This window comes from Streptomyces sp. NBC_00247 (assembly GCF_036188265.1).
In the GTDB taxonomy this organism is placed as follows: Bacteria; Actinomycetota; Actinomycetes; order Streptomycetales; family Streptomycetaceae; genus Streptomyces.
In genome coordinates this window covers 5,234,804-5,255,608 of record NZ_CP108093.1, presented here as the reverse complement: position 1 = coordinate 5,255,608, position 20,805 = coordinate 5,234,804, and the positions used below count along the sequence as shown (strand labels likewise).

General features: G+C 73.6%; 17 protein-coding genes. 11 read left to right on the top strand and 6 right to left on the bottom strand.

The annotated features are described in order from the left end of the window. Positions 1-46 precede the first annotated feature (46 nt). Positions 47-1,624, bottom strand: a complete 1,578-nt coding sequence (locus OHT52_RS22895) for an HtaA domain-containing protein (protein ID WP_328722050.1) — start codon at positions 1,622-1,624, stop codon at positions 47-49. A gap of 171 nt (positions 1,625-1,795) precedes the next feature. Then, positions 1,796-3,253: an HtaA domain-containing protein gene (locus OHT52_RS22890; RefSeq protein ID WP_328722049.1), complete on the bottom strand. Its 1,458-nt coding sequence runs from the start codon at positions 3,251-3,253 to the stop codon at positions 1,796-1,798. A 195-nt stretch (positions 3,254-3,448) separates the two neighbouring features. Here OHT52_RS22890 and OHT52_RS22885 point away from each other — a divergent pair, with 195 nt between their 5' ends. The 4 genes from OHT52_RS22885 (at position 3,449) to OHT52_RS22870 (ending at position 7,585) form a co-directional block, all read left to right on the top strand. Beyond that, the gene (locus OHT52_RS22885; protein ID WP_328722048.1) at positions 3,449-4,534 is read left to right on the top strand and encodes a heme/hemin ABC transporter substrate-binding protein; all 1,086 of its coding nucleotides are present in this window, start codon (positions 3,449-3,451) and stop codon (positions 4,532-4,534) included. Beyond that, on the top strand, positions 4,531-5,622 hold the full coding sequence (locus OHT52_RS22880) for a FecCD family ABC transporter permease (RefSeq protein ID WP_328722047.1): 1,092 nt from the start codon (positions 4,531-4,533) through the stop codon (positions 5,620-5,622). Before OHT52_RS22885 ends, OHT52_RS22880 begins: the two co-directional genes overlap by 4 nt. Then, on the top strand, positions 5,619-6,473 hold the full coding sequence (locus OHT52_RS22875; RefSeq protein ID WP_328722046.1) for a heme ABC transporter ATP-binding protein: 855 nt from the start codon (positions 5,619-5,621) through the stop codon (positions 6,471-6,473). The genes OHT52_RS22880 and OHT52_RS22875 overlap by 4 nt, the downstream gene beginning before the upstream one ends. A 125-nt stretch (positions 6,474-6,598) precedes the next feature. Further along, positions 6,599-7,585: a hypothetical protein gene (locus OHT52_RS22870; protein WP_328722045.1), complete on the top strand. Its 987-nt coding sequence runs from the start codon at positions 6,599-6,601 to the stop codon at positions 7,583-7,585. 97 nt (positions 7,586-7,682) lie between these two features. On the opposite strand, the gene OHT52_RS22865 is transcribed toward OHT52_RS22870, so the two are convergent. Beyond that, positions 7,683-8,426, bottom strand: coding sequence for a bifunctional DNA primase/polymerase (locus tag OHT52_RS22865; protein WP_328722044.1), 744 nt, complete (start codon positions 8,424-8,426; stop codon positions 7,683-7,685). Between the two features lie 343 nt (positions 8,427-8,769). Between OHT52_RS22865 and ddaH the strand changes: the two genes are divergently transcribed. Next, on the top strand, positions 8,770-9,588 hold the full coding sequence (ddaH, locus tag OHT52_RS22860; protein ID WP_328722043.1) for a dimethylargininase: 819 nt from the start codon (positions 8,770-8,772) through the stop codon (positions 9,586-9,588). A 55-nt stretch (positions 9,589-9,643) separates the two neighbouring features. On the opposite strand, the gene OHT52_RS22855 is transcribed toward ddaH, so the two are convergent. Beyond that, positions 9,644-10,639: a small ribosomal subunit Rsm22 family protein gene (locus OHT52_RS22855; protein WP_328722042.1), complete on the bottom strand. Its 996-nt coding sequence runs from the start codon at positions 10,637-10,639 to the stop codon at positions 9,644-9,646. A 185-nt stretch (positions 10,640-10,824) separates the two neighbouring features. Here OHT52_RS22855 and OHT52_RS22850 point away from each other — a divergent pair, with 185 nt between their 5' ends. Next, positions 10,825-12,168, top strand: a complete 1,344-nt coding sequence (locus OHT52_RS22850; RefSeq protein WP_328722041.1) for a hypothetical protein — start codon at positions 10,825-10,827, stop codon at positions 12,166-12,168. Between the two features lie 76 nt (positions 12,169-12,244). Here the strand turns inward: OHT52_RS22850 and OHT52_RS22845 are convergent, their stop codons facing one another. Continuing rightward, a complete protein-coding gene (locus tag OHT52_RS22845) occupies positions 12,245-13,627 on the bottom strand; it encodes a multidrug effflux MFS transporter (protein WP_328722040.1) in 1,383 nt (460 codons plus the stop codon). 82 nt (positions 13,628-13,709) lie between these two features. On the opposite strand from OHT52_RS22845, the gene OHT52_RS22840 reads away from it, so the two are divergent. Continuing rightward, on the top strand, positions 13,710-14,732 hold the full coding sequence (locus tag OHT52_RS22840) for a Gfo/Idh/MocA family protein (protein ID WP_328722039.1): 1,023 nt from the start codon (positions 13,710-13,712) through the stop codon (positions 14,730-14,732). A 21-nt stretch (positions 14,733-14,753) separates the two neighbouring features. On the opposite strand, the gene OHT52_RS22835 is transcribed toward OHT52_RS22840, so the two are convergent. Beyond that, complete coding sequence (locus OHT52_RS22835) at positions 14,754-16,421, bottom strand: alkaline phosphatase D family protein (protein WP_328722038.1); 1,668 nt, start codon at positions 16,419-16,421, stop codon at positions 14,754-14,756. Between the two features lie 252 nt (positions 16,422-16,673). Here OHT52_RS22835 and OHT52_RS22830 point away from each other — a divergent pair, with 252 nt between their 5' ends. From OHT52_RS22830 to OHT52_RS22815, 4 genes are all read left to right on the top strand, one after another. After that, complete coding sequence (locus OHT52_RS22830; RefSeq protein WP_328722037.1) at positions 16,674-17,324, top strand: CatB-related O-acetyltransferase; 651 nt, start codon at positions 16,674-16,676, stop codon at positions 17,322-17,324. A 44-nt stretch (positions 17,325-17,368) separates the two neighbouring features. Beyond that, on the top strand, positions 17,369-18,598 hold the full coding sequence (locus tag OHT52_RS22825; RefSeq protein ID WP_328722036.1) for a macrolide family glycosyltransferase: 1,230 nt from the start codon (positions 17,369-17,371) through the stop codon (positions 18,596-18,598). 30 nt (positions 18,599-18,628) lie between these two features. Then, on the top strand, positions 18,629-19,483 hold the full coding sequence (locus OHT52_RS22820; RefSeq protein ID WP_328722035.1) for a PhzF family phenazine biosynthesis protein: 855 nt from the start codon (positions 18,629-18,631) through the stop codon (positions 19,481-19,483). Between the two features lie 189 nt (positions 19,484-19,672). Further along, on the top strand, positions 19,673-20,590 hold the full coding sequence (locus tag OHT52_RS22815; protein WP_328722034.1) for a glycosyltransferase family 2 protein: 918 nt from the start codon (positions 19,673-19,675) through the stop codon (positions 20,588-20,590). The last annotated feature ends 215 nt before the right edge of the window (positions 20,591-20,805 follow it).

Genomic DNA, 20,805 nt, shown 5'->3' with positions numbered 1-20,805 from the left:
GGGCGGCCGGGAAGACCGGGGCGCGGGTGGCTCCGGTCGGGGCGGGTCAGGCGGCTGCGGTGCCGGTACGGCGGCGTGCCACGACGAGCGCTCCCGCGCCGACGGCGACGACGAGGCCGGAGGCGGCGAGCAGGGCACCGGTGGGCAGGTCGGCGCCGGTGGCGGCGAGCGAGCCCGAGCCGCCGACGCTGCCGCCCTCGCCGCCACCCACCGAGCCGGAGCCGGTGGTGCCGGTGGAACCGGTCGAGCCGGTGGAGCCCGTGGTGCCGGTCGAGCCCGTGGCGCCGGTACCCGGCAGCTGGGCGTTCTCGTCGAGGGAGACGGCGACGGTCAGCGCGTCGAGCTTCTCCCCCTTCTCGTACATCCCGCCGAAGGCCGCGGAGCCGGCTTCGGTGAGCGTGGCGGGGACGCCCACGAGCGTCACCACACCGTCCTTCGCGGTCGGTGCGGCGGCGGGCACGGTGAGGTCGGCGACGACGAGGCCCTTGCTGACCTCGGTCTTTCCGGTCTCGCGGTCCTTGGAGGACACGTCGGCGATCAGCTTGCCGGAGGTGCCGGTCACCTCGACGCGCAGGGCGGAGAAGGAGAGGTCGAGGGCGTAGGTGTCGCCGCTCTTGTGGCCGAGGAAGCGGACCTGGCCCTTGAAGTCGGCCTCCAGGCTCTTCTTCGCCGCGTCGAACCGGCCGGTGGCATCGCCGAAGCGGTAGCCGTTCGCGGTGGTCTTCGCGCCGCCGGTCGTCTCGACCGAGCCGCTCGCGATCGGGCCGGTGACGTACGAGCGGAAGGACTCCTTGACGCCCCAGTCGAGGGTGCCGTCCACCAGGGCGCCCTGCTCGGCGGCGGGCGTCGTGGCGGAGGCGTCCGGCGAGGGGGTGCCGGTCGGCTCCTTCGTCGGTTCGGCGGTCGGCGCGGTGGTGGGCTCCTTCGTCGGCTCGCCCGTCGGCTCGTCCGTCGGCTCGTCGGTCGGCTCGTCGGTCGGCTCCTCGGTCGCGGGGGTGACCGCCGTGACGGTGAGCGTGGCCGGGTCGAGGGCCTGGCCCTCCTGGTACATGCCGTTGAACGCCTCGGAGCCGAGCTTCGTCAGCGTGGTGGGGATGTCCTTGAAGACCATCGCTCCACCGTCGCCCTGACCGGGCCGGACGGCCGACAGATCCAGGTCGGCGACGGCCACGTCGTCCTGCGTCCCCGCGGGGGTCTTCAGGTCGGCGGTGATCGCGCCGCCGGTCCCGGTGGTGGAGACCTTGACGTCGGAGAGCGTGATGTCGAGGACGCCTTCGTGGGCCCAGAAGTTGACGCCGCCCTCGAAGGCGGTGTCGGTGCCGTGGGTGGCGAGGTCGTAGCTTCCCTTGCCATGGACGAAGGTGAACGCGCCGTTGTTCGCGGCCTGTTCGGCGCCGTTGGAGACGGTGATCTTTCCGGCGGCACCGATGTAACTGCGGAAGGACTGCTTGAAGCCCCAGTCGAGCGTGCCGTCCTTCAGCTCCAGCCGGGTCGCCGCGGCGGCGGCGGTGCCGGTGGCGGCACCGGAGTCGGCGGCGAGGGCCGGGAGCGCGAAGGTGGCGCCCAGCGCGGCGGCGGTGGCGACGGCCGCGGCGAGGGCTATGGGGCGGCGATTGGCTGCCATGGTCAGGGTCTCCTCGGAGGAAGGGGGCGAAGAAGGGCAGGGGTGGGCGCGCGGCCGGGTCCGGGGGTTCCGGAGACCGCCGCGCCGGGAGGGGGAAGTCAGGGAGCGGGCCGCGCGTGCACGGCCCTGGGGCCCGGGTGGGCCAGGGGTTCGGGAGGAGGCCGGGCGGGCTCAGTCGCCCGGGGTCTCCTCGGAAACCCGGGAGCGGCGGGCGCGGCGGCGGGCGGCACAGAGCACTCCGGCAGCGGCGGCGAGGGCGAGGGCGCCGACTGTCAGCCACCACCCGGCGGCCGGGCCAAAGTCCGTCTCGGCGGCCGTCGCCACGGTGACGGACGGGCTCGCGGAGGGGGTAGCAGCGGCCGAGGCGGTGGCCCCGCTCCCCAGGTCGGGCAGGGCGGGCAGTTTCGCGCCCCGGTCCACGGCGACGGCCAGGGTGACCGGGTCCATGGCGGTGCCGGCGGCGTACAGGGAACCGAAGACCTTCGCCCCGGCGGTGGTGAGGGTGGCGGGCGCCTCGGTGAGGACCGCGAGCCCGTCCTTCGGTGTGAGCCCCGCGGCGGCGAAGGTGACCAGCGGGACGTTCACCGAGACGGCTCCGGCGTTCGTGGCGTCGGCGCGGAGGGTGCCGGTGCCGGACTTCACCGAGACGGTGAGGTGGGCGAGTTCCAGGTCGAGCCCGTCGGCCCCGGTGAAGTGGACGCTGCCGGCGAAGGCCGCCTCCAAGGCCCGCTTCCCGGGGTCGTACGTCCCCTTCCCCTCGGGGAAGCGGAACAGCGCACCGCCGTCCTTCGCGCCGCCCGCCAGGGTCCACTCACCCCCGGCGACCGGACCGGTGACGTACTCGCGGTAGGTGCGGCGGACGCCCCAGTCGACGGCCGCGTCCACGAAGCCGTTCCCAGCCGTCTCGTCCCCTTCCGCCTCGTCGGCGTCGTCCTTCGGGGCGCCGGCCTTCCCGGACGCGCTCGGCGTGGCGGACGGCGAGGACTTCGGTGCGGCGGTGGTGGGTGCGGCGGTGTCGACGGAGAGCGTCACCGGGTCGAGCGGGGTGCCGGCCGTGTAGTAGCCGGCGAAGGCGGAGGCGCCCTGCGACGTCAGCGTCGCGGGGATGTTGTCGAGCGCGACGGGGGTGGAGCCGCCGCGCATGTCGATGCCGCCGAGACCGAGCGTGGCGAGCGGCACCTGGGACCGGGTGGTGACCCGTCCGGTCCCCCGCTCCTTGCTGGTCATGTCGGCGTAGAGCGTGCCGGAGCCGCCGGAGATCCGGACGGTGGGCCGGGCGATGGTGAGGTCGAGCTCGTAGGAGCCGTCGTCCGTGCGGTGGCCGACGAAGTGGACTCCGCCCGAGAACCCGGAGGCGAAGGCGCCCGTGGCCGGGTCGTAGGAACCGGTGGCCGAGTGGAAGCGGAACTGGCCCGCGCCGACCGTGGCGGCTCCGCCGGTGAGGCTCCAACTGCCGCCCGCGATGGGGCCGGTGACGTAGCTCTGGAAGGAGGACTTGATCCCCCAGTCCAGTCGCCCGCCTTGCACCGTACGGCTCGCCGCTTGTGCGGCGGTGGCCGGGAGCAGGGCCCCCAGCAGGACCGCGAAGAGCGCGACGGCGAGCGCGCGGGTGGATCGGGACGACAGCATGGACCCCTCCGAGGCCTGGCGAACTGAGGTAAGGCTAACCTAAGCTATGCCGAGGCTGTGACGGAACCCCCGGGATCACCCAGAACGCGCAGAACGCCTGGAACATTCGGAACACCCCTTGTTCCGCCCATGGTTCGCGGCCGACCACAAAGACGACCAATCCCGCACGAAGCGGAACGACAGGACGGTGGCCCCGTGCCCCACACGCAGGACTTCGCCCCGCCGGGCCGGGACACCCGAGAGCCCGCGCGGACCGCGCCCGCCCGCCTTCCCGGGCTCCGCCGCCCGGCCGCCGCCGTGGCCCTCGCGCTGGCGCTGGCGCTCACCGGGTGCGGCGGCACGGCAGGCTCCGGCCCGAAGCAGGCCGCGGCGAAGGGTGGTTCGGCCGCGGCGGACCGGGTGGAGCCGCTGGCCGCCACCCCCGTGCCCGAGCTGCCGGTCACCGTCGACTCGGCGGACGGCACGGAGGTCACCGTCGCCTCGGCGGACCGGATCGTGCCGCTGACCGGCTCCCTCAACGAGATCGTCTTCACTCTCGGTCTCGGTGCGCACGTGGTCGCCCGGGACATCACCGCCACCTTCGAACAGGCCTCGGCCCTCCCCGTGGTGACCCGCGCCCACGACGTGTCCGCGGAGAGCGTCCTCTCGCTGAGGCCGACGCTCGTCCTCGCCGACACCACCACCGGCCCCGCCGAAGCGATCGACCAGATCCGGGACGCCGGTGTCCCGCTGCTGGTGGTCGAGCCGGCCACGGAACTCGACGACGTGGCACGGCGGATCGGCACCGTCGCCGCCGCGCTCGGCGTCGAGGAGGCGGGCGCCGCGCTGGTGGAGCGCACCGCCGCCCGGCTCACCGCGGTCCGCGAGGACGTGCCCGAGCACGCCGACCAGCCCCGGGTCGCCTTCCTCTACCTGCGCGGCTCCGCCTCCGTCTACCTGCTGGGCGGCGCACGGTCGGGGGCGAGTTCGCTGCTGGAGGCGGTCGGGGCGGTGGACGCGGGGAAGGCCTCCGGACTCACCAAGGACTTCACCGCCATCACCAGCGAGGCGCTGGCGAAGGCGGCACCCGACGCGATCCTCGTGATGACCAAGGGACTGGAGTCCGTCGGCGGGATCGACGGCATGCTGAAGATCCCCGGGGTCGCCGAGACCCCGGCCGGCCTGGACCGGCGGATCGTCTCCGTCGACGACGGCGTACTCCTCAACTACGGCCCGCGCACCGATCAGGTGCTGGCCGACATCGTGGGGCAGCTCTACGCCGAGGGCGACGGGACCCGATGACCGCCACCTCCCGGCGGGAACGCACCGGGCCGATGGCCCCCTCCCCCGCCGCCGCCCCCCGGCGGCGTACCGCGCCCGCCCTCACCCTCGCCCTGACGGTGGCGCTGCTCCTCGGCTGCCTGCTCTCGGCGGGCATCGGCGCGTACGACATCCCGCTCGGCGACGTACTCGCCTCGGTCCAGCACCGGGCCGGGCTGGGCGGCCACGCCCTGGACCGGGTCGGTGAGAGCGTGCTGTGGAACGTCCGGCTGCCCCGGGTCGCCCTCGCCCTGCTGGTCGGCGCCTCGCTCGGCTGCGCGGGCGCCCTGATGCAGGGCGTGTTCGGCAACCCGCTGGCCGAGCCCGGCGTCATCGGCGTCTCCTCCGGCGCGGCCGTCGGCGCGGTCGCCTCCATCGCCCTCGGCCTGAGCTTCTTCGGCAACTGGACCGTCACCGTCTGCGCGTTCGCCGCCGGTCTCGCGACGGTGCTCCTGGTGTACGCGCTCTCGCGGTCGGGCGGGCGGACCGAGGTGGTGACCCTGATCCTCACGGGAATCGCCGTCAACGCCTTCGCCGGGGCGCTGATCGGCCTGTTCCTCTTCTTCGCCGACAACGCCCAGGTCACCCAGATCACCTTCTGGCAGCTCGGCTCGCTGGCCCAGGCGACCTGGCCCAAGGTGCTGGCGGTGCTGCCGTGCGCGGCTCTCGGGCTGCTGGTCGCACCGTTCTCCGCACGGAAGCTGGACCTGCTCGCGCTGGGCGAGCGGCCGGCCCGTCATCTCGGGGTGGACGTGGAGCGGCTGCGGATCGTGCTGGTCCTGGTGGTGGCGATGCTGACCGCGGCGGCTGTCGCGGTCGCGGGGATCATCTCGTTCGTGGGGCTGCTCGTCCCCCATCTGCTGCGGATGGCGAACGGCCCCGGCCACCGTTTCCTGGTCCCCGGCAGCGCGCTGGGCGGAGCACTGGTACTGGTGGTGGCCGATCTGGCCGCCCGCACGGTGGCCGCGCCGGCCGAGCTTCCGCTCGGGGTGCTCACCGCACTCTTCGGCAGTCCGTTCTTCTTCTGGCTGTTGCGCAGGACCCGTCGCAAGCAAGGTGGTTGGGCATGAGCACACGTGAACGACGCGGTCTGCTCGGACTCTTCGCCGCACGGGAACGCGAACTGCCGATCCGTCAGGCATCCGGCACACCGGTGGCGGAGGCCACCGGGCTCTCTGTGCGGCTCGGCGGCCGCCAGGTGCTCGACGACGTCTCGCTGGTCGCGCACGCGGGCGAGGTGGTGGCGCTCGTGGGCCCGAACGGCGCGGGCAAGTCCACGCTGCTCGCCGCGCTCGCCGCCGACCTGCCGCCCGACGCGGGCGGGGTACGGATCGACGGGCGGCCCGCCGGGTCCTGGACGGCCGGCGAACTCGCCCTGCGCCGGGCAGTGTTGCCGCAGTCGACGGTGCTCTCCTTCCCCTTCCCGGTGGCGGAGGTCGTCCGCATGGGGCGGGCCCCGTGGTCGGGTACGGCCCGGGCGGACGAGGACGAAGCGGCGGTGGCCGCCGCGATGGAGGCCACCGAGGTCTCCGCCTTCGCGGACCGGCCCTTCTCCGCGCTCTCCGGCGGCGAGCGGGCCCGGGTGGCACTGGCCCGGGTCCTCGCCCAGCGCGCCCCGCTGCTGCTGCTCGACGAACCCACGGCCGCGCTCGACCTGCGCCACCAGGAGTTGGTGCTGCGGATCTGCCGGGAGCGGTCCCGCGCCGGGGACGCAGTCGTCGTGGTGCTGCACGATCTGGGGCTGGCCGCCACGTACGCGGACCGGGCGGTGGTGCTGCGGGGCGGGCGGATCGCGGCGGCCGGACCGCCGGCCGAGGTCTTCACCGGCCCACTCCTCGGCGAGGTGTACCGGCAGCCCGTCGAGGTGTTCCCGCATCCGCGGACGGGGGCGCCCCTCGTCGTACCCGCCCGGGACCTGTGACGGTCGCGGGCGGCCGGCCCGCGCGCGGGGCGTATATCGACTCCTCGCCCTCACGCGCTTCTTCGCCCCGGTAGGGTTCGGACGGTCAGTGCGGACGACGGATCAGAAGGCGCAGAAGGCAACGGATGAGAAGGCTGGGTCGGTCGGCGGCGGGGCTCGCGGTGGCGACGGTACTGGGCGTGACGGCGAGCGGCTGCGTGACGGTGCACGGGGAGCTGGAGCAGGTGCCCGCGGCGACGGAGTCCGAGGCAAACCAAGCCCTCAAGGACTTCCTCACGGCGTACAACGCGGCGGACGCGGCGCTCGATCCCGCCCTGGACGCGGAACGGGTGACCGGGTCGCTCGGGGCGATCAACCAGGCGGGGCTGAAGGCCCGGTCCACCTACACCGAGAACCCGGCGGCGGCCCACCTCCCGCTGGAACTGTCCGACGCGCACTACGTCGTACCGAAGAAGGCGGGCTGGCCGCGCTACTTCTTCGCGGACGTCGACTCCAACCGTGACGTGGACAAGGGCGACGAGGACACCCGCTGGCTGCTCGTCTTCGAGCGGACCGGGCCGGACGCGCGGTGGAAGGTGCCCTATCTCGGGGTCGTGGCGCCCTCACAGGTACCGGAGTTCGCGCTGGACGCGGACGGCCTGGCGAAGCCCGTCGAAACCGTGAGCGCCCGACTCGCCGTCAAGCCGCAGGACTTGAGCACCTCGTACACCGACTTCCTGTCCACCGGGGCGCCGGACGTGTTCGCGGCGGGCGGGACCACGTCGGGATGGCGGGCCGCCCGCGCGGCGACGAAGAAGCCCGGGTTCTCGTACCAGTACATCGACCGTCCGCTCGACGGCGCGTTCCGCCCGTACGGGCTCGCGACGAAGGACGGCGGGGCGCTGGTCTTCTTCAGCAGCAAGCACTACGAGCGCCAGACGGCCGCCCAGGGGCTGAAGCCCGACGTGAACAGGGACACCCAGGCACTGCTGTCGGGCGAGGCGAAGACCTCACTCACCAAGGAGCGCGTCTCCAGCCAGCTGGTGTACGTGCCCGCGCGGGGCGCGGCCGGGGGCGCGAAGGTGACCGTACTGAACCGGCTGCCGGGACTGGTCGCGGCGACCGGCGAATGAGCCGGCCGGGCGTCGGGGCCCGGCGCCCGCCGTCACGACGAACGGCGCCCGGTCCACGGCGTGCGACCCGGCTCCCCGCTTCATGGTGTCCGAGCGCTCAGCGGCCCAGCGGCCAGGCCACCGCGGCGGGATCCAGGCCGGTGGCCTCGTCGCTGTCCACGTACACGGCGCAGGCGTCGGTGAGCGCTTCCAGCAGGGTCAGCGGGTCCGGCAGCGGGTGTTCGGGGCCGCGTACCCACCGCACGTCGAGCTCACCAGGCAGACGGGCGGGCGGGAGCAGGACGTAGCTGCCGCGGCAGTGCCAGCGCAGCCCGGGGTGTTCGTCCATCGTCTCGGGGTGCGAGTCCAGCTCGCAGGGCCACCACTCGTCCTCGTCCTCGGGGGTGCCGCGGGTGGCGGTGAAGAAGAGCATCCGGTCGTCGCCGGAGCGGGCGACGGGTCCGACGTCGATGCCGCGTCCGGTGAGCCGTTCCAGGGCGCTGACGCCGGCCGAGAGCGGCACGTCCAGCACGTCGTGGACCATCCCGGTGGCGGTGATGAAGTTCGCCAGCGGCTGCCCTTCGGCCCAGCGTTCGATCTGCGCGCGGTCGGTGGTCGACTGCGTCTGCCAGGCGAAGGACACGGGGTGACGGGCGGGGGTGGGACATCCGATGCGTTCGCACGAACATCGGTGCCCGAGCGGGTGGGCGGCGGGCGAGATCGGCATCCCCGCCTCGGCGACGGCCAGGAGCATGCCCAGTCGGGCCGAGCCGTCCGCATCGGTCTGCTGCTTGGGTCGTCGCCGCAGCCACTGGGAAATCTTGCCCTCGGTGCCGCGGTTGCGGCCGGAATCGGCGCCCATCTATCCCCTCACCTCAGCGTTACCCGTCCATGGTCCCACCATCCTGCGCCTCGGGTGGCCAGAGTTCGCCAGCGGGGTTGAACACCACCGCCCCGAGTGAGGGACATCACTCCCGATAGCGGGTCATTACCGGGCATCCTCCCCCATCGCGGCGAGAGCTCCGGGCCTCTCGGAAGCACGCCCGCCGATGGCGTACGGCACCCTGCGGTCGGGCGCACCGGGCACACCGTCACCCGATCGGCGCACTGCGGACCGGGGTCCGCGCGGCGCACCATGGGCTCACGCGCAGACCGCGCGCACCCCACCGTGCCGCAGCCGAGGCTGCCGTTCGTGAGGAGCCCCCGTGCACCGTGACGCCACCCCTCGTCGCTATCTGATGTGCCCCCCGGCACATTTCCGGGTCACCTACTCCATCAACCCGTGGATGGACCCCTCCAAGCCCGTCGACCTGCCGCTGGCGCAGACGCAGTGGGAGGACCTCCGTGAGCGCTACCGGTCCCTCGGTCACACGGTGGAGGAGCTGACGCCGCTGCCCGGTCTGCCGGACATGGTCTTCGCCGCCAACGGCGCGACCGTGATCGACGGGCGGGTGCTCGGCGCGAGGTTCGCGCACCAGGAGCGGCACGGTGAGGCCGAGGCGCACCGGGAGTGGTTCCGCCTCCACGGTTACGCGGAGTTCCACGAGCCGGAGCACGTGAACGAGGGTGAGGGCGATTTCGCCGTCACGGCGTCCTTCGTGCTGGCGGGCACGGGTTTCCGGTCCAGTCCGCTCGCGCACGACGAGGCGCAGGAGTTCTTCGGCCGGCCGGTGATCGGCCTGGACCTGGTCGATCCGCGCTACTACCACCTGGACACGGCGCTCTGCGTGCTCGACGACGCGGCCGACGAGATCATGTACTACCCCGGCGCGTTCTCCCCCGGCAGCCGTTCCGTGCTGGCCCGGCTCTTCCCGGACGCCCTGATCGCCGGGGAGCCGGACGCCGCCGCGCTCGGCCTGAACGCGGTCAGCGACGGAGCGCACGTGCTGCTGCCACAGGCCGCGACGGGGCTGTTCGATCCGCTGCGGGACCGGGGCTTCGAGCCGGTGCCGATGGACCTGAGCGAGCTGCTGAAGGGCGGCGGCAGCGTGAAGTGCTGCACCCAGGAGCTGCGGGACCGGTGACCGGGACCGGGACCGGTCCGGTCGGTCCTCGTGACCGGGGCCGGGACCCGTCCGGTCAGTCCTCCTCGGGCGGCGGCCAGGCGTCGCCCCAGTCGGTGTCCCGGGCCGCCCGGTACAGCGCGCCGTGGCGTTTGGTGACCGTCTCCCGCCGCAGCGCCTCGTCCCGGGTGCAGAGCTCCAGCAGGACCTGGCCCTTGCGGATCTGCGGCCTGCGGGTGACCCGGGCGGCCACCGGCCGGACGGGGAAGCGGGTCGCCACGACGTAGGAGAACTTCTCGTCCTCGTGGCTCAGCGTTCCGCCCTTGACCTGCCGGTGCAGGGAGGAGCGGCTGACCCGGGCGGAGAAGTGGCACCAGTCGGTGCCGGGCTCGATGGGGCAGGCGGCGCTGTGCGGGCAGGGTGCCGCCACGGTCAGCCCTGCGGCGATCAGCCGGTCGCGCGCCTCGATCACCCGGGCGTACCCGTCGGGGGTGCCGGGCTCCACGACCACGACGGCCTGCGCGGCCGCGGCCGCCGCGTCGACCAGCCCGGTCCTCGCGGCGGGGGTCAGTTCCTTGAGTACGTACGAGACGGTCACCAGGTCCGTGGGGTCCAGGTCCAGCCCGGCGCCGATGCGGGCGGGCTGCCACCGCGCGGCCCGCAGCCCGGGGGGCCCGCCGGCCTCGGCCAGTTCACGGCCGAGCGCGAGGGCGGGTTCGGCCCAGTCCAGGACCGTGGTCCGAGGCCCGTCCCAGGCCCCGGCGACGGCCCAGCTCGCCGCGCCGGTGCCGCCGCCGACGTCGGTGTGGGTGGCCGGCTCCCACTCCGGCGCGGCCTCGCGGAACGCGTCCAGGGCGGCCCGCACGGCCTCGAAGGTCGCGGGCATCCGGTACGCGGCGTAGGCGACGACGTCCGCCCGGTCCCGCAGCACCGGCGCGTCGGTCGGGGTCGTGCCGCGGTAGCTGGCGATCAACCGGTCGACGGCCTGGGCCGCCTGCTTGGGCGGCAGTCCGTCGAGCAGACCGGCGAGGGCCGTGCGCAGGGCTTCGGCGGTGGGGAGGGTGACGTTCACCGACGAATTCTATTCGCGGCGCGCCCCGCCCCCGCCCGGCGAGAAGGGCGGGGCCCCGCACCCGGCTGCGGGCGGGGCCCGCCGGGTCACGGGTGCGCGACAGGGACGGGTGTAACTCCGCTCGCTCAGGTGGCAGTTGCTACGCTGACCGCCGCGAGACCCGCGACAGCCCGACGGGGGGACCCATGAGACAGAGGATCGTTCGGCTGACTCTGGTCGGCGGGGTGACCTTCCTGGTGCTCCTTCTGCTGCTGGCGACCTGCGGCGGGGGCGCCTCGAAGAACGACGGCGAGAGCGCGGGCGCCGCGCCCGAGGCTGTTTCCGTCTCCCCTTCGGCGAAGCCCACGCCCTCCGCGTCCGGGTCGCGGACCGTGCTCGACGTGCCGCCCCGGTACACGACGGCGCGCGGCTGGGAGATCGTCGGCGCCTCGCCGGACATCGCCTTCTCCTGGTCGACCGGCACCCTCGCCTACCTGGAGCGCACGGCGGACCGGCGCTACCGGCTGCGCACCCTCGACACGGCCACCGGGAAGCTGGGGTGGCGGAGCGAGGCGCGCCAGGCCCTCGACCCGGAGAGCTATCCCCGGCTGCTGACCGTCTCCCGGGAGGACCGGGAGTTCTTCGTCACGTGGTCGTACGGGAAGGCGGGCGACGGGCTCGCCCCGTCGGAGACGTTCCTCTCGATCGACGTGTACGCGGCGACCGACGGCGACCGTCACCACGTGGAACTGCCGTGGAACGGTGCTCCGGCGGTCTCCGCGGCCGGCCCGGACATCGTGGTCTCCGACGCCGACGCGAACGTGGCGCTGATCGACCCGGTGACCGGCGGGACGTCGAAGATCGCCGCGTCGGATCTGAAGTACCCCGAGGGCTGTACCGCCTGCCGGAAGCTGACGGAGGTGGCCGGCCAGACCGGGCAGGGGCTGCTGGTGAGCGGGGCGCGGGAGTTCTGGGTACGGGGTGGCTGGTACAGCCGGAAGGTCGCGCCGAAGGGGGCCGACCCGGCCTCCGGGGTGCCGACGTCCGTGGCGGCGGGGCTGGTGCTGGCGAAGTGGCAGCCGGAGAAGTCCTCGGAGCGGGCGGCGACCCACGAACTGTGGACGGTGCACGACGCCGCGAGCGGCAAGGCCCTGGTGTCGGTCGAGTGCCACCGCCCGGCCATACAGCCGGGCCGCTTCCCGCAGGCGGTCGTCCCGCCCTCGGGCGACTACCTGATCGCCGGGAACCTGGCGTTCGACCTGGTGGCCGGGAAGGGCTACTGCCTGGAGGACGAGGACGGTTCGTCCCCCGTGACGCTGGCCTCGGTGACGGACGACGGGATCGCGTACGGCGCCCGGAACGTGCGCGACGCCGACGAGGCGCTGGCCGGGGGCGGGGTGCCGGTGGTCATGGACTTCGTCGACGGATCGGACGAGCCGCTCGCCCGCGACGTACGGCTTCCGATGGCCGAGGCGACCGGGGTCGGGATCTTCCGCACCACGGACCGTGCGGGCCGGGCGCATCTGATCGGCTACCCGCGCGAGGACTGACCGGCCCCCGGGCGGCCCGCCCGCGGGGACGGGAGCCCGGCACTCGCGGGGACGACCGCAGGTGCCGGGCCGGGCGCTACAGCCCGCCGGCCTCCCGGCCCCGGCGCTCCCAGGGGCGGCAGAGCACCAGGAAGCAGGCCATGGCCGCGGCGGCGCAGATGGTCTGGACGAGGGCCATCGGGACGGCCGTGTCCTCCCCCGCGATCCCCACCAGCGGCGAGGCGATCGCGCCGATCAGGAACGACGAGGTGCCGAGCAGCGCGGAGGCGGAGCCCGCCGCGTGCTTGGAACGCATCAGGGCCTGCGAGTTCGTGTTCGGCAGCGCCAGGCTCATCGCGGACATCAGGACGAACAGGGTGCCGGCGACGGGGGCGAGCCCCACCTCGCCGAAGACCCCGCTGGTCATCAGCAGCAGCGCGACGGCGGCGAGCAGGATGACGAAGAGCCCGAAGAGCAGCACCCGGTCGAGGCTGACCCGGCCGACGAGCAGCCGGCCGTTGATCTGACCGACGACGATCAGGCCGACCGAGTTGAGGCCGAAGAGCAGGCTGAAGGTCTGCGGCGAGGCGCCGTAGATCTCCTGGATGACGAACGGCGAGGCGCTGACATAGGCGAAGAGGGCCGCGAAGGCGAGCCCGCCGGCGATCGTGTAGCCGATGAACACCCGGTCGGCGAAGAGGCCGCGCATGGTGCGCAGGGCTTCGGCGACGCCGCCGGTGTGGCGTTCCTCCGGCGGCAGGGTCTCGTGCAGGCTCTTCCACACGACCAGGGTCAGCAGCAGGCCGACGACGGTGAGGACGACGAAGACCCCGCGCCAGTCAGTGATCCGCAGCACCTGGCCGCCGATCAGCGGGGCGATGATCGGGGCGACACCCGAGATCAGCATCAGGGTGGAGAAGAACTTGGCCATCTCGATGCCGTCGTAGAGGTCGCGCACGACGGCCCGGGAGATCACGATTCCGGCCGAGCCGGCGAGGCCCTGGAGCAGGCGGCAGCCGATGAGCATCTCGGCGTTGGGGGCTATCGCGCAGATCGCGGTGGCGACCACGTAGACGACCATGCCGGTCAGCAGCGGTCCTCGGCGGCCCCACCGGTCGCTCATGGGGCCGATGACGAGCTGACCGAGGGCCATGCCGAGGAGGCAGGCGGTCAGCGTGAGCTGGACGGTGGCGGCCGGGGCGTGCAGCGCGTCGGTGACGTCGGGCAGCGCCGGCAGGTACATGTCCATGGAGAGGGCCGGCAGCGCGGTGAGGCCGCCGAGCACCAGGGTCACCAGGAACGCGGTCCGGCGGACGGCCGCCGCCGGAGCGTCCGGGAGGCCGGTCAGACCGGGAAGAGCCGGGCCCTCGGGGCCCGGCGCGGGGTCGGGAACGGCGGGGCCGGTGATCAGCCGACCGGTTCCCGCCGTAGGTATGTGCTCTTGTTCTTGCTGGGCCCGGCTTCCGCCGCTGTCCGGCATGCTTCATCTCCACATCGTTGAAATCCGCATCTATGCTCTCAGCTCAGGCCGAGTGGTCGGAACCCAATATCAAGGGCGGGGCATGAGCGGGACTGTGCGTTGGGGCATATTGGCGACGGGCGGCATAGCCGCGACCTTCACCCAGGATCTGCTGGGACTGCCGGACGCCGAGGTGGTCGCGGTGGCCTCGCGCACCGAGGCGTCGGCCCGGGCGTTCGCCGAGCGGTTCGGGATCGAACGGGCCTACGGGAGCTGGGCCGAGCTGGTCGCGGACGACGACGTCGATGTGGTGTATGTCGCAACCCCGCACTCCGCCCACCACGAGGCGGCCGCGCTGGCGCTGCGCGCGGGCAAGCACGTGCTCTGCGAGAAGGCGTTCACGCTGGACGCGGGGCAGGCCGGCGAGCTGGTCGGGCTCGCCCGGGAGCGCGGCCTGTTCCTGATGGAGGCCATGTGGACGTACCTCAACCCGGTCGTCCGCCGGATGACGGAGCTGGTGCGCGAGGGCGCGATCGGCGAGATCCGCACCGTCCAGGCCGACTTCGGGTTCGCGGGTGACGTGGGTCCCGAGCACCGGCTGCGCGACCCCGCCCTCGGCGGCGGCGCGCTGCTCGACCTGGGTGTCTACCCGGTGTCGTTCGCGCACCTGCTGCTGGGCGAGCCGGACCGGGTACAGGCGGACGCGCTGCTCTCCCCCGAGGGCACGGACCTGAACACCGGAATACTGCTGGGCTGGGACTCGGGCGCGACCGCGCTGCTCTCCTGTTCGATCGTGGGCCACCACGCCACGGCGGCGACCGTCGTCGGCACGAAGGGCCGTATCGACCTCCCGCGCGACTTCTTCCACCCGGACCACCTCCTCCTGCACCGCGCGGGCTCCTCGGACCCGGCGCCGGAGAAGATCGTCACCGGCCCGGGTCCGCAGGGCCTGTCCGGCATGCAGTACGAGGCGGTCGAGGTGATGCGCGCACTGCGGGCGGGCGAGACCGAGTCCCCGCTGGTGCCCCTGGACGGTTCACTGGCGGTGATGCGGACGCTCGACGCGGTACGGGACCGCATCGGCGTCCGCTACCCCTGCGACAACCGTGCGGGCAAGGGTGCCTGACGGCTCGTCACATGCCTTTCTTCAGGCCGGGGTCAGCCCCGGGTTGCCCGCCTCCGTCACGAAGGAACCGGCCGTCGTGACGGGGGCGCCGGGCGTGGTGACGGCGTCCACCGCGCGGAAGTCGGCGCGGGCGTGGTCGTCTTCGAGGGTGACCAGCGCGTAGCCGCGGCGGCCGTCGTAGAACTTCAGGTGCGGGTTGGCCGCCATCTGGTTGTTCCAGTTGGCCGGCTTCACCGAGCCGTTCTGGCCGCTGGTGATCGAGGAGGTGACGATCTCCGTGCCGACGGTGCGGGACGAGGGGTCGTCGAAGTCCTTCTTGAGGTCGAAGCCGTAGGCGACGTGCACGTCGCCGGTGAGGACCAGCAGGTTGTCGACGCCCGCCGACTCGGCGCCGTCCAGCACCCGTTGCCGGGAGGCCGGGTAGCCGTCCCAGGAGTCCATCGAGAGCTTGTAGGCGGCGGTGGGCACGTCCTTGCGCCGGGCGAAGGTGACCTGCTGGGGCAGGACGTTCCAGGTGGCGCGCGAGGTGCGCCAGCCGTCGATCAGCCATCGCTCCTGAGTGGCACCGGTCAGGGTGCGGGCGGGGTCCTCGGACTCGGGTCCGGGGACCTTCCAGCCGTCGCCGTACGCCTGGTCGCTGCGGTACTGGCGGGTGTCCAGGATGTCGAACTGCGCGAGGCGGCCGAACCGGAGCCGCCGGTAGAGGCGCATGTCGGGGCCGGTGGGGCGCTGCGGGGTGCGCAGCGGCTGGTTCTCCCAGTACGCGCGGTAGGCGGCGGCCCGGCGGAGCAGGAACTCCTCGGCGGGCACGCTGTTCTCGGGGACGTCGTCGGCGTAGTTGTTCTCGGTCTCGTGGTCGTCCCAGGTGACGACGAAGGGGTGCGCGGCGTGTGCGGCGCGCAGGTCGGGGTCCGACTTGTAGAGGGCGTACCGCAGGCGGTAGTCCTCCAGGGTCAGGGTCTCCCGGTTGAAGACGTCCGGCAGCACGCGGTCGGTGTAGGCGCGGGCGCCGCCGGTGGCGGTGACGGCGTACTCGTAGAGGTAGTCGCCGAGGTGGAAGACGGCGTCCACGTCCTCGTCCGCGAGGTGGCGGTAGGCGGTGAAGTACCCGTCGTGGTACGCCTGGCAGGAGACGGCGGCGAGCCTGACCGCGCGGTTGCGGGTGTGCGGGTCGGGGGCGGTGCGGGTGCGGCCGGTCCCGCTGGTCCAGCCGCCGGCGCGGAAGCGGTAGTAGAAGGTGCGGCCGGGTTCCAGGCCGCGGACCTCGGTGCGGACGCTGTGGGCGAACTCCGGGTGCGCGGTGGCGGTTCCGCGCCGGACGACGCGGCGGAAACGCTCGTCGTGGGCGAGCTCCCAGCCGACCTGGACGCGGGCGGCGGGCAGTCCGCCGTCCGCCTCGTACGGGCGCGGGGCGAGGCGCGTCCAGAGCAGGAGGGAGTCGGGCAGCGGGTCGCCGGAGGCCACCCCGAGGGTGAACGGGTCTTCGGTGATCCGGCGCGGGTCGAGTTCGGCGGCGCTCGCCGTGCCGGCGGCCGGCAGGTTGACGGCGAAGGCGAGCGCGGCGGCGGCGCCGGTGGTGGTGAGGAAGCGGCGGCGGCCCACGCCCTGGCTGTGGCGGCGGGCCGCGGCGCGGAACCCGGCCGGGTGGTCCGGGTGTCCGGTGTCCGTGGCGGTCGGTGCGGGCATCATGGTCTCTCCCCTGGCAGGTGGGTTTCGAGGGGTGTGCGGCCTCGGCCCGCCGGACGCCCCCTGGGCATTGGAGTGCGGAACGGCGTCGCCCGTCTGTCGGGTGCACGACATCCGGATGGCGGGGTGATGAGCACCGCGTGCGCCGGACGGGGCAGCGGGCGGCGCACGTACCCGCAGGTGACAAATGACTGTCCTGGAGGGCGCATTGCTGTGATCATGGATGGCCCGACGCCGCCTCCGGGAGGACCCGACGTGCCCGTACCCGCCGACCCGACCGTGCTCCACCCGATGCCCGGCCAGCCCCGGGTGGTGCTCCTGCGCCCGCTGGTGACGTCGCCGCTGATCGAGGTCGGGGAGTACACCTACTACGACGACCCGGACGACGCGACCGCGTTCGAGACGCGGAACGTGCTCTACCACTACGGCCCGGAGAAGCTGGTCATCGGGAAGTTCTGCGCGCTGGGTACGGGGACGCGGTTCCTGATGAACGGCGCCAACCACCGTATGGACGGCCCCTCCACGTTTCCCTTCCCCACCATGGGCGGCTCCTGGGCCGAGCACTTCGACCTGCTCACGGGCCTGCCGGACCGGGGGGACACGGTCGTCGGCAACGACGTCTGGTTCGGCTACGGCGCCACCGTGCTGCCGGGCGTACGGATCGGGCACGGGGCGATCGTCGGCGCCGGCTCGGTCGTCACCTCGGACGTGCCCGACTACGGCGTCGTCGGCGGCAACCCGGCCCGCCTCCTGCGCACCCGCTTCGACGCCCGGGACGTCGCCCGGCTGCTGGCGGTGGCCTGGTGGGACTGGCCCGCCGAGCACCTCACCGCGCACGTCCGGACGGTGATGTCGGGCAGCGTCGCCGACCTGGAAGCCGCCGCGCCCGGCCCGCGCGGCGCATGACGGTGCCCGTCCCGCCCCCGCAGACCCGGAAGGTGTGATTCCCGATGTCCCGTCGCCGCGCCCACATCGCGATGGCCGGAATTCCCGCCGTCAGCCATGTGCTGCCCAGCCTGGAGATCATCCGGGAACTGGTCTCCCGGGGCCACCGGGTGACGTACGCCAACGATCCGGCGGTCGCCGGTCTGATCGCCCCGACCGGCGCGGAGCCGGTGCCCTGCGTCTCCGGGCTGCCGGTCGCCGACAACAGGTGGCCCGACGACCCCGTCGCGGCCATGGAGCTCTTCCTGGACGACGCCGTCCGGGCCCTCCCGCAGCTGCGTGCCTTCTACGACGACGATCCCGCCGACCTCTACCTCTACGACATCGGCGCCTACGCCGGGCGGGCGCTCGCCGAGTCCCAGCGGCGGCCCGTCCTGCAGTTGTCCCCGACCCTGGTGGGCTGGGAAGGGTACGAGGAGGAGGTGGGCGCGCGGTTGTGGCGGCTGCCGGGCGCCGACGGCTACCGGGCGAAGTTCACCCGGTGGCTCGCCGGATGCGGGGCGACCACCACCGACATGGACGCCTTCTCGGGCCGCCCGGAGCGGGCCCTGGCCCTGATCCCCCGGGCGATGCAGCCGCACGCCGACCGGGTGGACACGGACCGGGTGACCTTCGTGGGCACCTGCGTGCCGGTGGACGAGCCGGCGCCGGGCGCGGCGGCCGAAGCCGCCGGCTGGACGCGTCCCGCCGGTGCCGGGCGGGTCCTGCTGGTCTCCCTGGGATCGGCCTACACCCACCGGCCTAAGTTCTACCGCCGGTGCCTGGCGGCCTTCGGCGGCCGGCCCGACCTGCACCTGGTGCTCCAGATCGGGAAGTACACCGACCTGGCGGAGCTCGGCGAGATCCCGCCCCACGTGGAGGTGCACCGGTGGGTGCCGCAGCGGGCGATCCTGGAGCGGGCTGACGCCTTCGTCACCCATGCCGGGATGGGCGGCTGCGGCGAGGGGCTGCGGGCGGGGGTTCCCATGATCGCCGTCCCGCAGGGCGCCGAGCAGTTCATGAACGCCGACCGTCTGGTGGAGCTGGGCGTGGCCCGCCGCGTCGACACCGAGGACGCCACGGCAGAGGTGCTGCGGACGGCCCTGGACGAACTCCTGGCCGATCCCGAGGTGGCCCGCCGCTCGGCGGAGGTCCGCACGGCGGCCCTCGCCGAGGGCGGCACCCTGCGGGCCGCCGACCTCGTGGAGGAGATGCTGGGCCGAGCGGTGGGCGCCTCCCGGGCGCGGCGGGAATAGGTTCCCCGTACTCGCCGGTTGAGCCGGTACATGAGTGCCGACGAACCTGCCGAGATCCTGCGTTACACCGCTTTCTCCACCGACCCGGAGGGCGGCAACCCGGCCGGTGTCGTGCTGGACGCCTCCGCCTTGGACGACGCGGCGATGCTGGCCGTCGCCGCCGAGCTCGGTTACAGCGAGTCCGCGTTCCTGACCAAGGCGCCCGGGGAGCGGACGTACACGGTCCGCTATTTCAGCCCGAAGGTCGAAGTCCCGTTCTGCGGGCACGCGACGGTCGCCGCCGCGCTCGCGCTGGCGGACCGCGACGGCCCCGGTGACCTGGAGTTCCTGACCCGGGCCGGCACGGTCCCGGTCGCGGTGGCGCTGCGGGACGGCACGGCGCGGGCCACGCTGACCAGCGTGGAGCCGCACGTGAGGGACGTCGCCCCGGCCGATCTGGCGGAGGCGCTGGCCGCACTCGACTGGCCCGCCGCCGATCTGGATCCGGCGCTGCCGCCCCGTATCGCGTTCGCCGGTGCCCGCCATCTGGTGCTGGCCGCCGCGACCCGCGAGCGCCTCGCGGACCTGCGGTACGACTTCTCCCGCCTCGCGTCCCTCATGGAGCGCCTGGACCTCACGACGGTACAGCTGGTGTGGCGGGAGTCCGGGCGGGTCTTCCACGCCCGCGACCCCTTCCCGGTGGGCGGGGTGGTCGAGGACCCCGCCACGGGTGCCGCCGCCGCGGCTTTCGGGGCGTACGCGCGTGAGCTGGGCCTCGTCCCGGACGATGCGGTGCTCACCCTGCACCAGGGCGCGGACATGGGCCGGCCCGGCACCCTCACGGTGGAGCTGCGTCCGGGCGATCCGCGCGTGCGGGTGAGCGGCGCGGGGATCCGTATCGGCTGACCGGAGGGCCTCCGCCCCCGGCCGGGCGCGTCCCGAGGCAGCGCCCTCGGCGTCCTCCCGGCGCACCCTCGGCGTCCCCTCGGCGTCCGGTGAACACCTCTCGGCATCCATACGACGGTTCGGCGTCGGGCGGCCGAAATCCGGGGCGTACGATCGCGGACACCGAAGCCGAGCACGGGAGTACCGATCTTGTCCGCATCCGCAACCCTCGCACCACGCATCGGTGTCTCCATCGTCACCATGGGTGACCGCCCGCAGGCGGTGGAGGCCCTCCTCGCGTCGGTGGCCATGCAGGACGTCCGGCCCACCCGGCTCGTCGTCATCGGCAACGGCACGAAGCTTCCCGACTTCTCCGCCTTCCCCGGCCTGGAGGACCTGGAGGGCGGGGTGACCCTCATCGAGAACGAGGAGAACCTCGGCTGCCCGGGCGGCCGGAACGTCGGCCTCGCCCGGCTCGCCGAGCTCGGTGACGTGGACGTGGTGATCGAGCTGGACGACGACGGCCTGCTGGTCGAGAAGAACGTGTTCAGCACGGTGCAGGACCTGTTCACCGCCGATCCGGGTCTGGGCATCGTCGGCTTCCGGATCGCCGACGAGCACGGCGAGACGCAGCGCCGCCACATCCCGCGGCTGCGCGCCTCGGACCCGATGCGGCGCGGGCACGTCACGGCCTTCCTCGGCGGCGCGCACGCCTTCTCGATGAAGATGCTGGCGGGCACGGGCCTGTGGCCTGCCGAGTTCTTCTTCACCCACGAGGAGACGGACCTCTCCTGGCGGGCGCTCGACCACGGCTGGAACATCCTCTACGAGCCCGATCTGCTGCTCCAGCACCCGAAGACCTCGCCCGCCCGGCACGCGGTCTACCACCGGATGACCGCCCGCAACCGGGTGTGGCTCGCCCGCCGGAACCTCCCGGCGCCGCTGATCCCGCTCTACCTGGGTGTCTGGACGCTGCTCACCTTGGCCAGGACCCGTTCCGCGAAGGGGCTGAAGGCCTGGATGGGCGGGTTCGCCGAGGGCCTGCGCACCCCGTGCGGCCCCCGCAACCCGATGCGCTGGCGCACGGTGTGGCGGATGACCCGGCTCGGCCGGCCTCCGCTCGTCTGACCGCCCGCACCACTCTCTGCCGGCGACCACCGCTCTTTGCCGGAGACCGGCGCCGTACGCCCCGGACCACCGCCGTACCGCCCCGGACCACTTTGTACCGCCCCTGCCGCCTCGAACCCGACCGCTTCACCGATCGCCCGGACGCCTCGCGTTCCGGGCGATCGGCGTTTCCGGGGCGGGCCACGCTCTCCCGAACCGCCTCCGGGAAAGGGCGC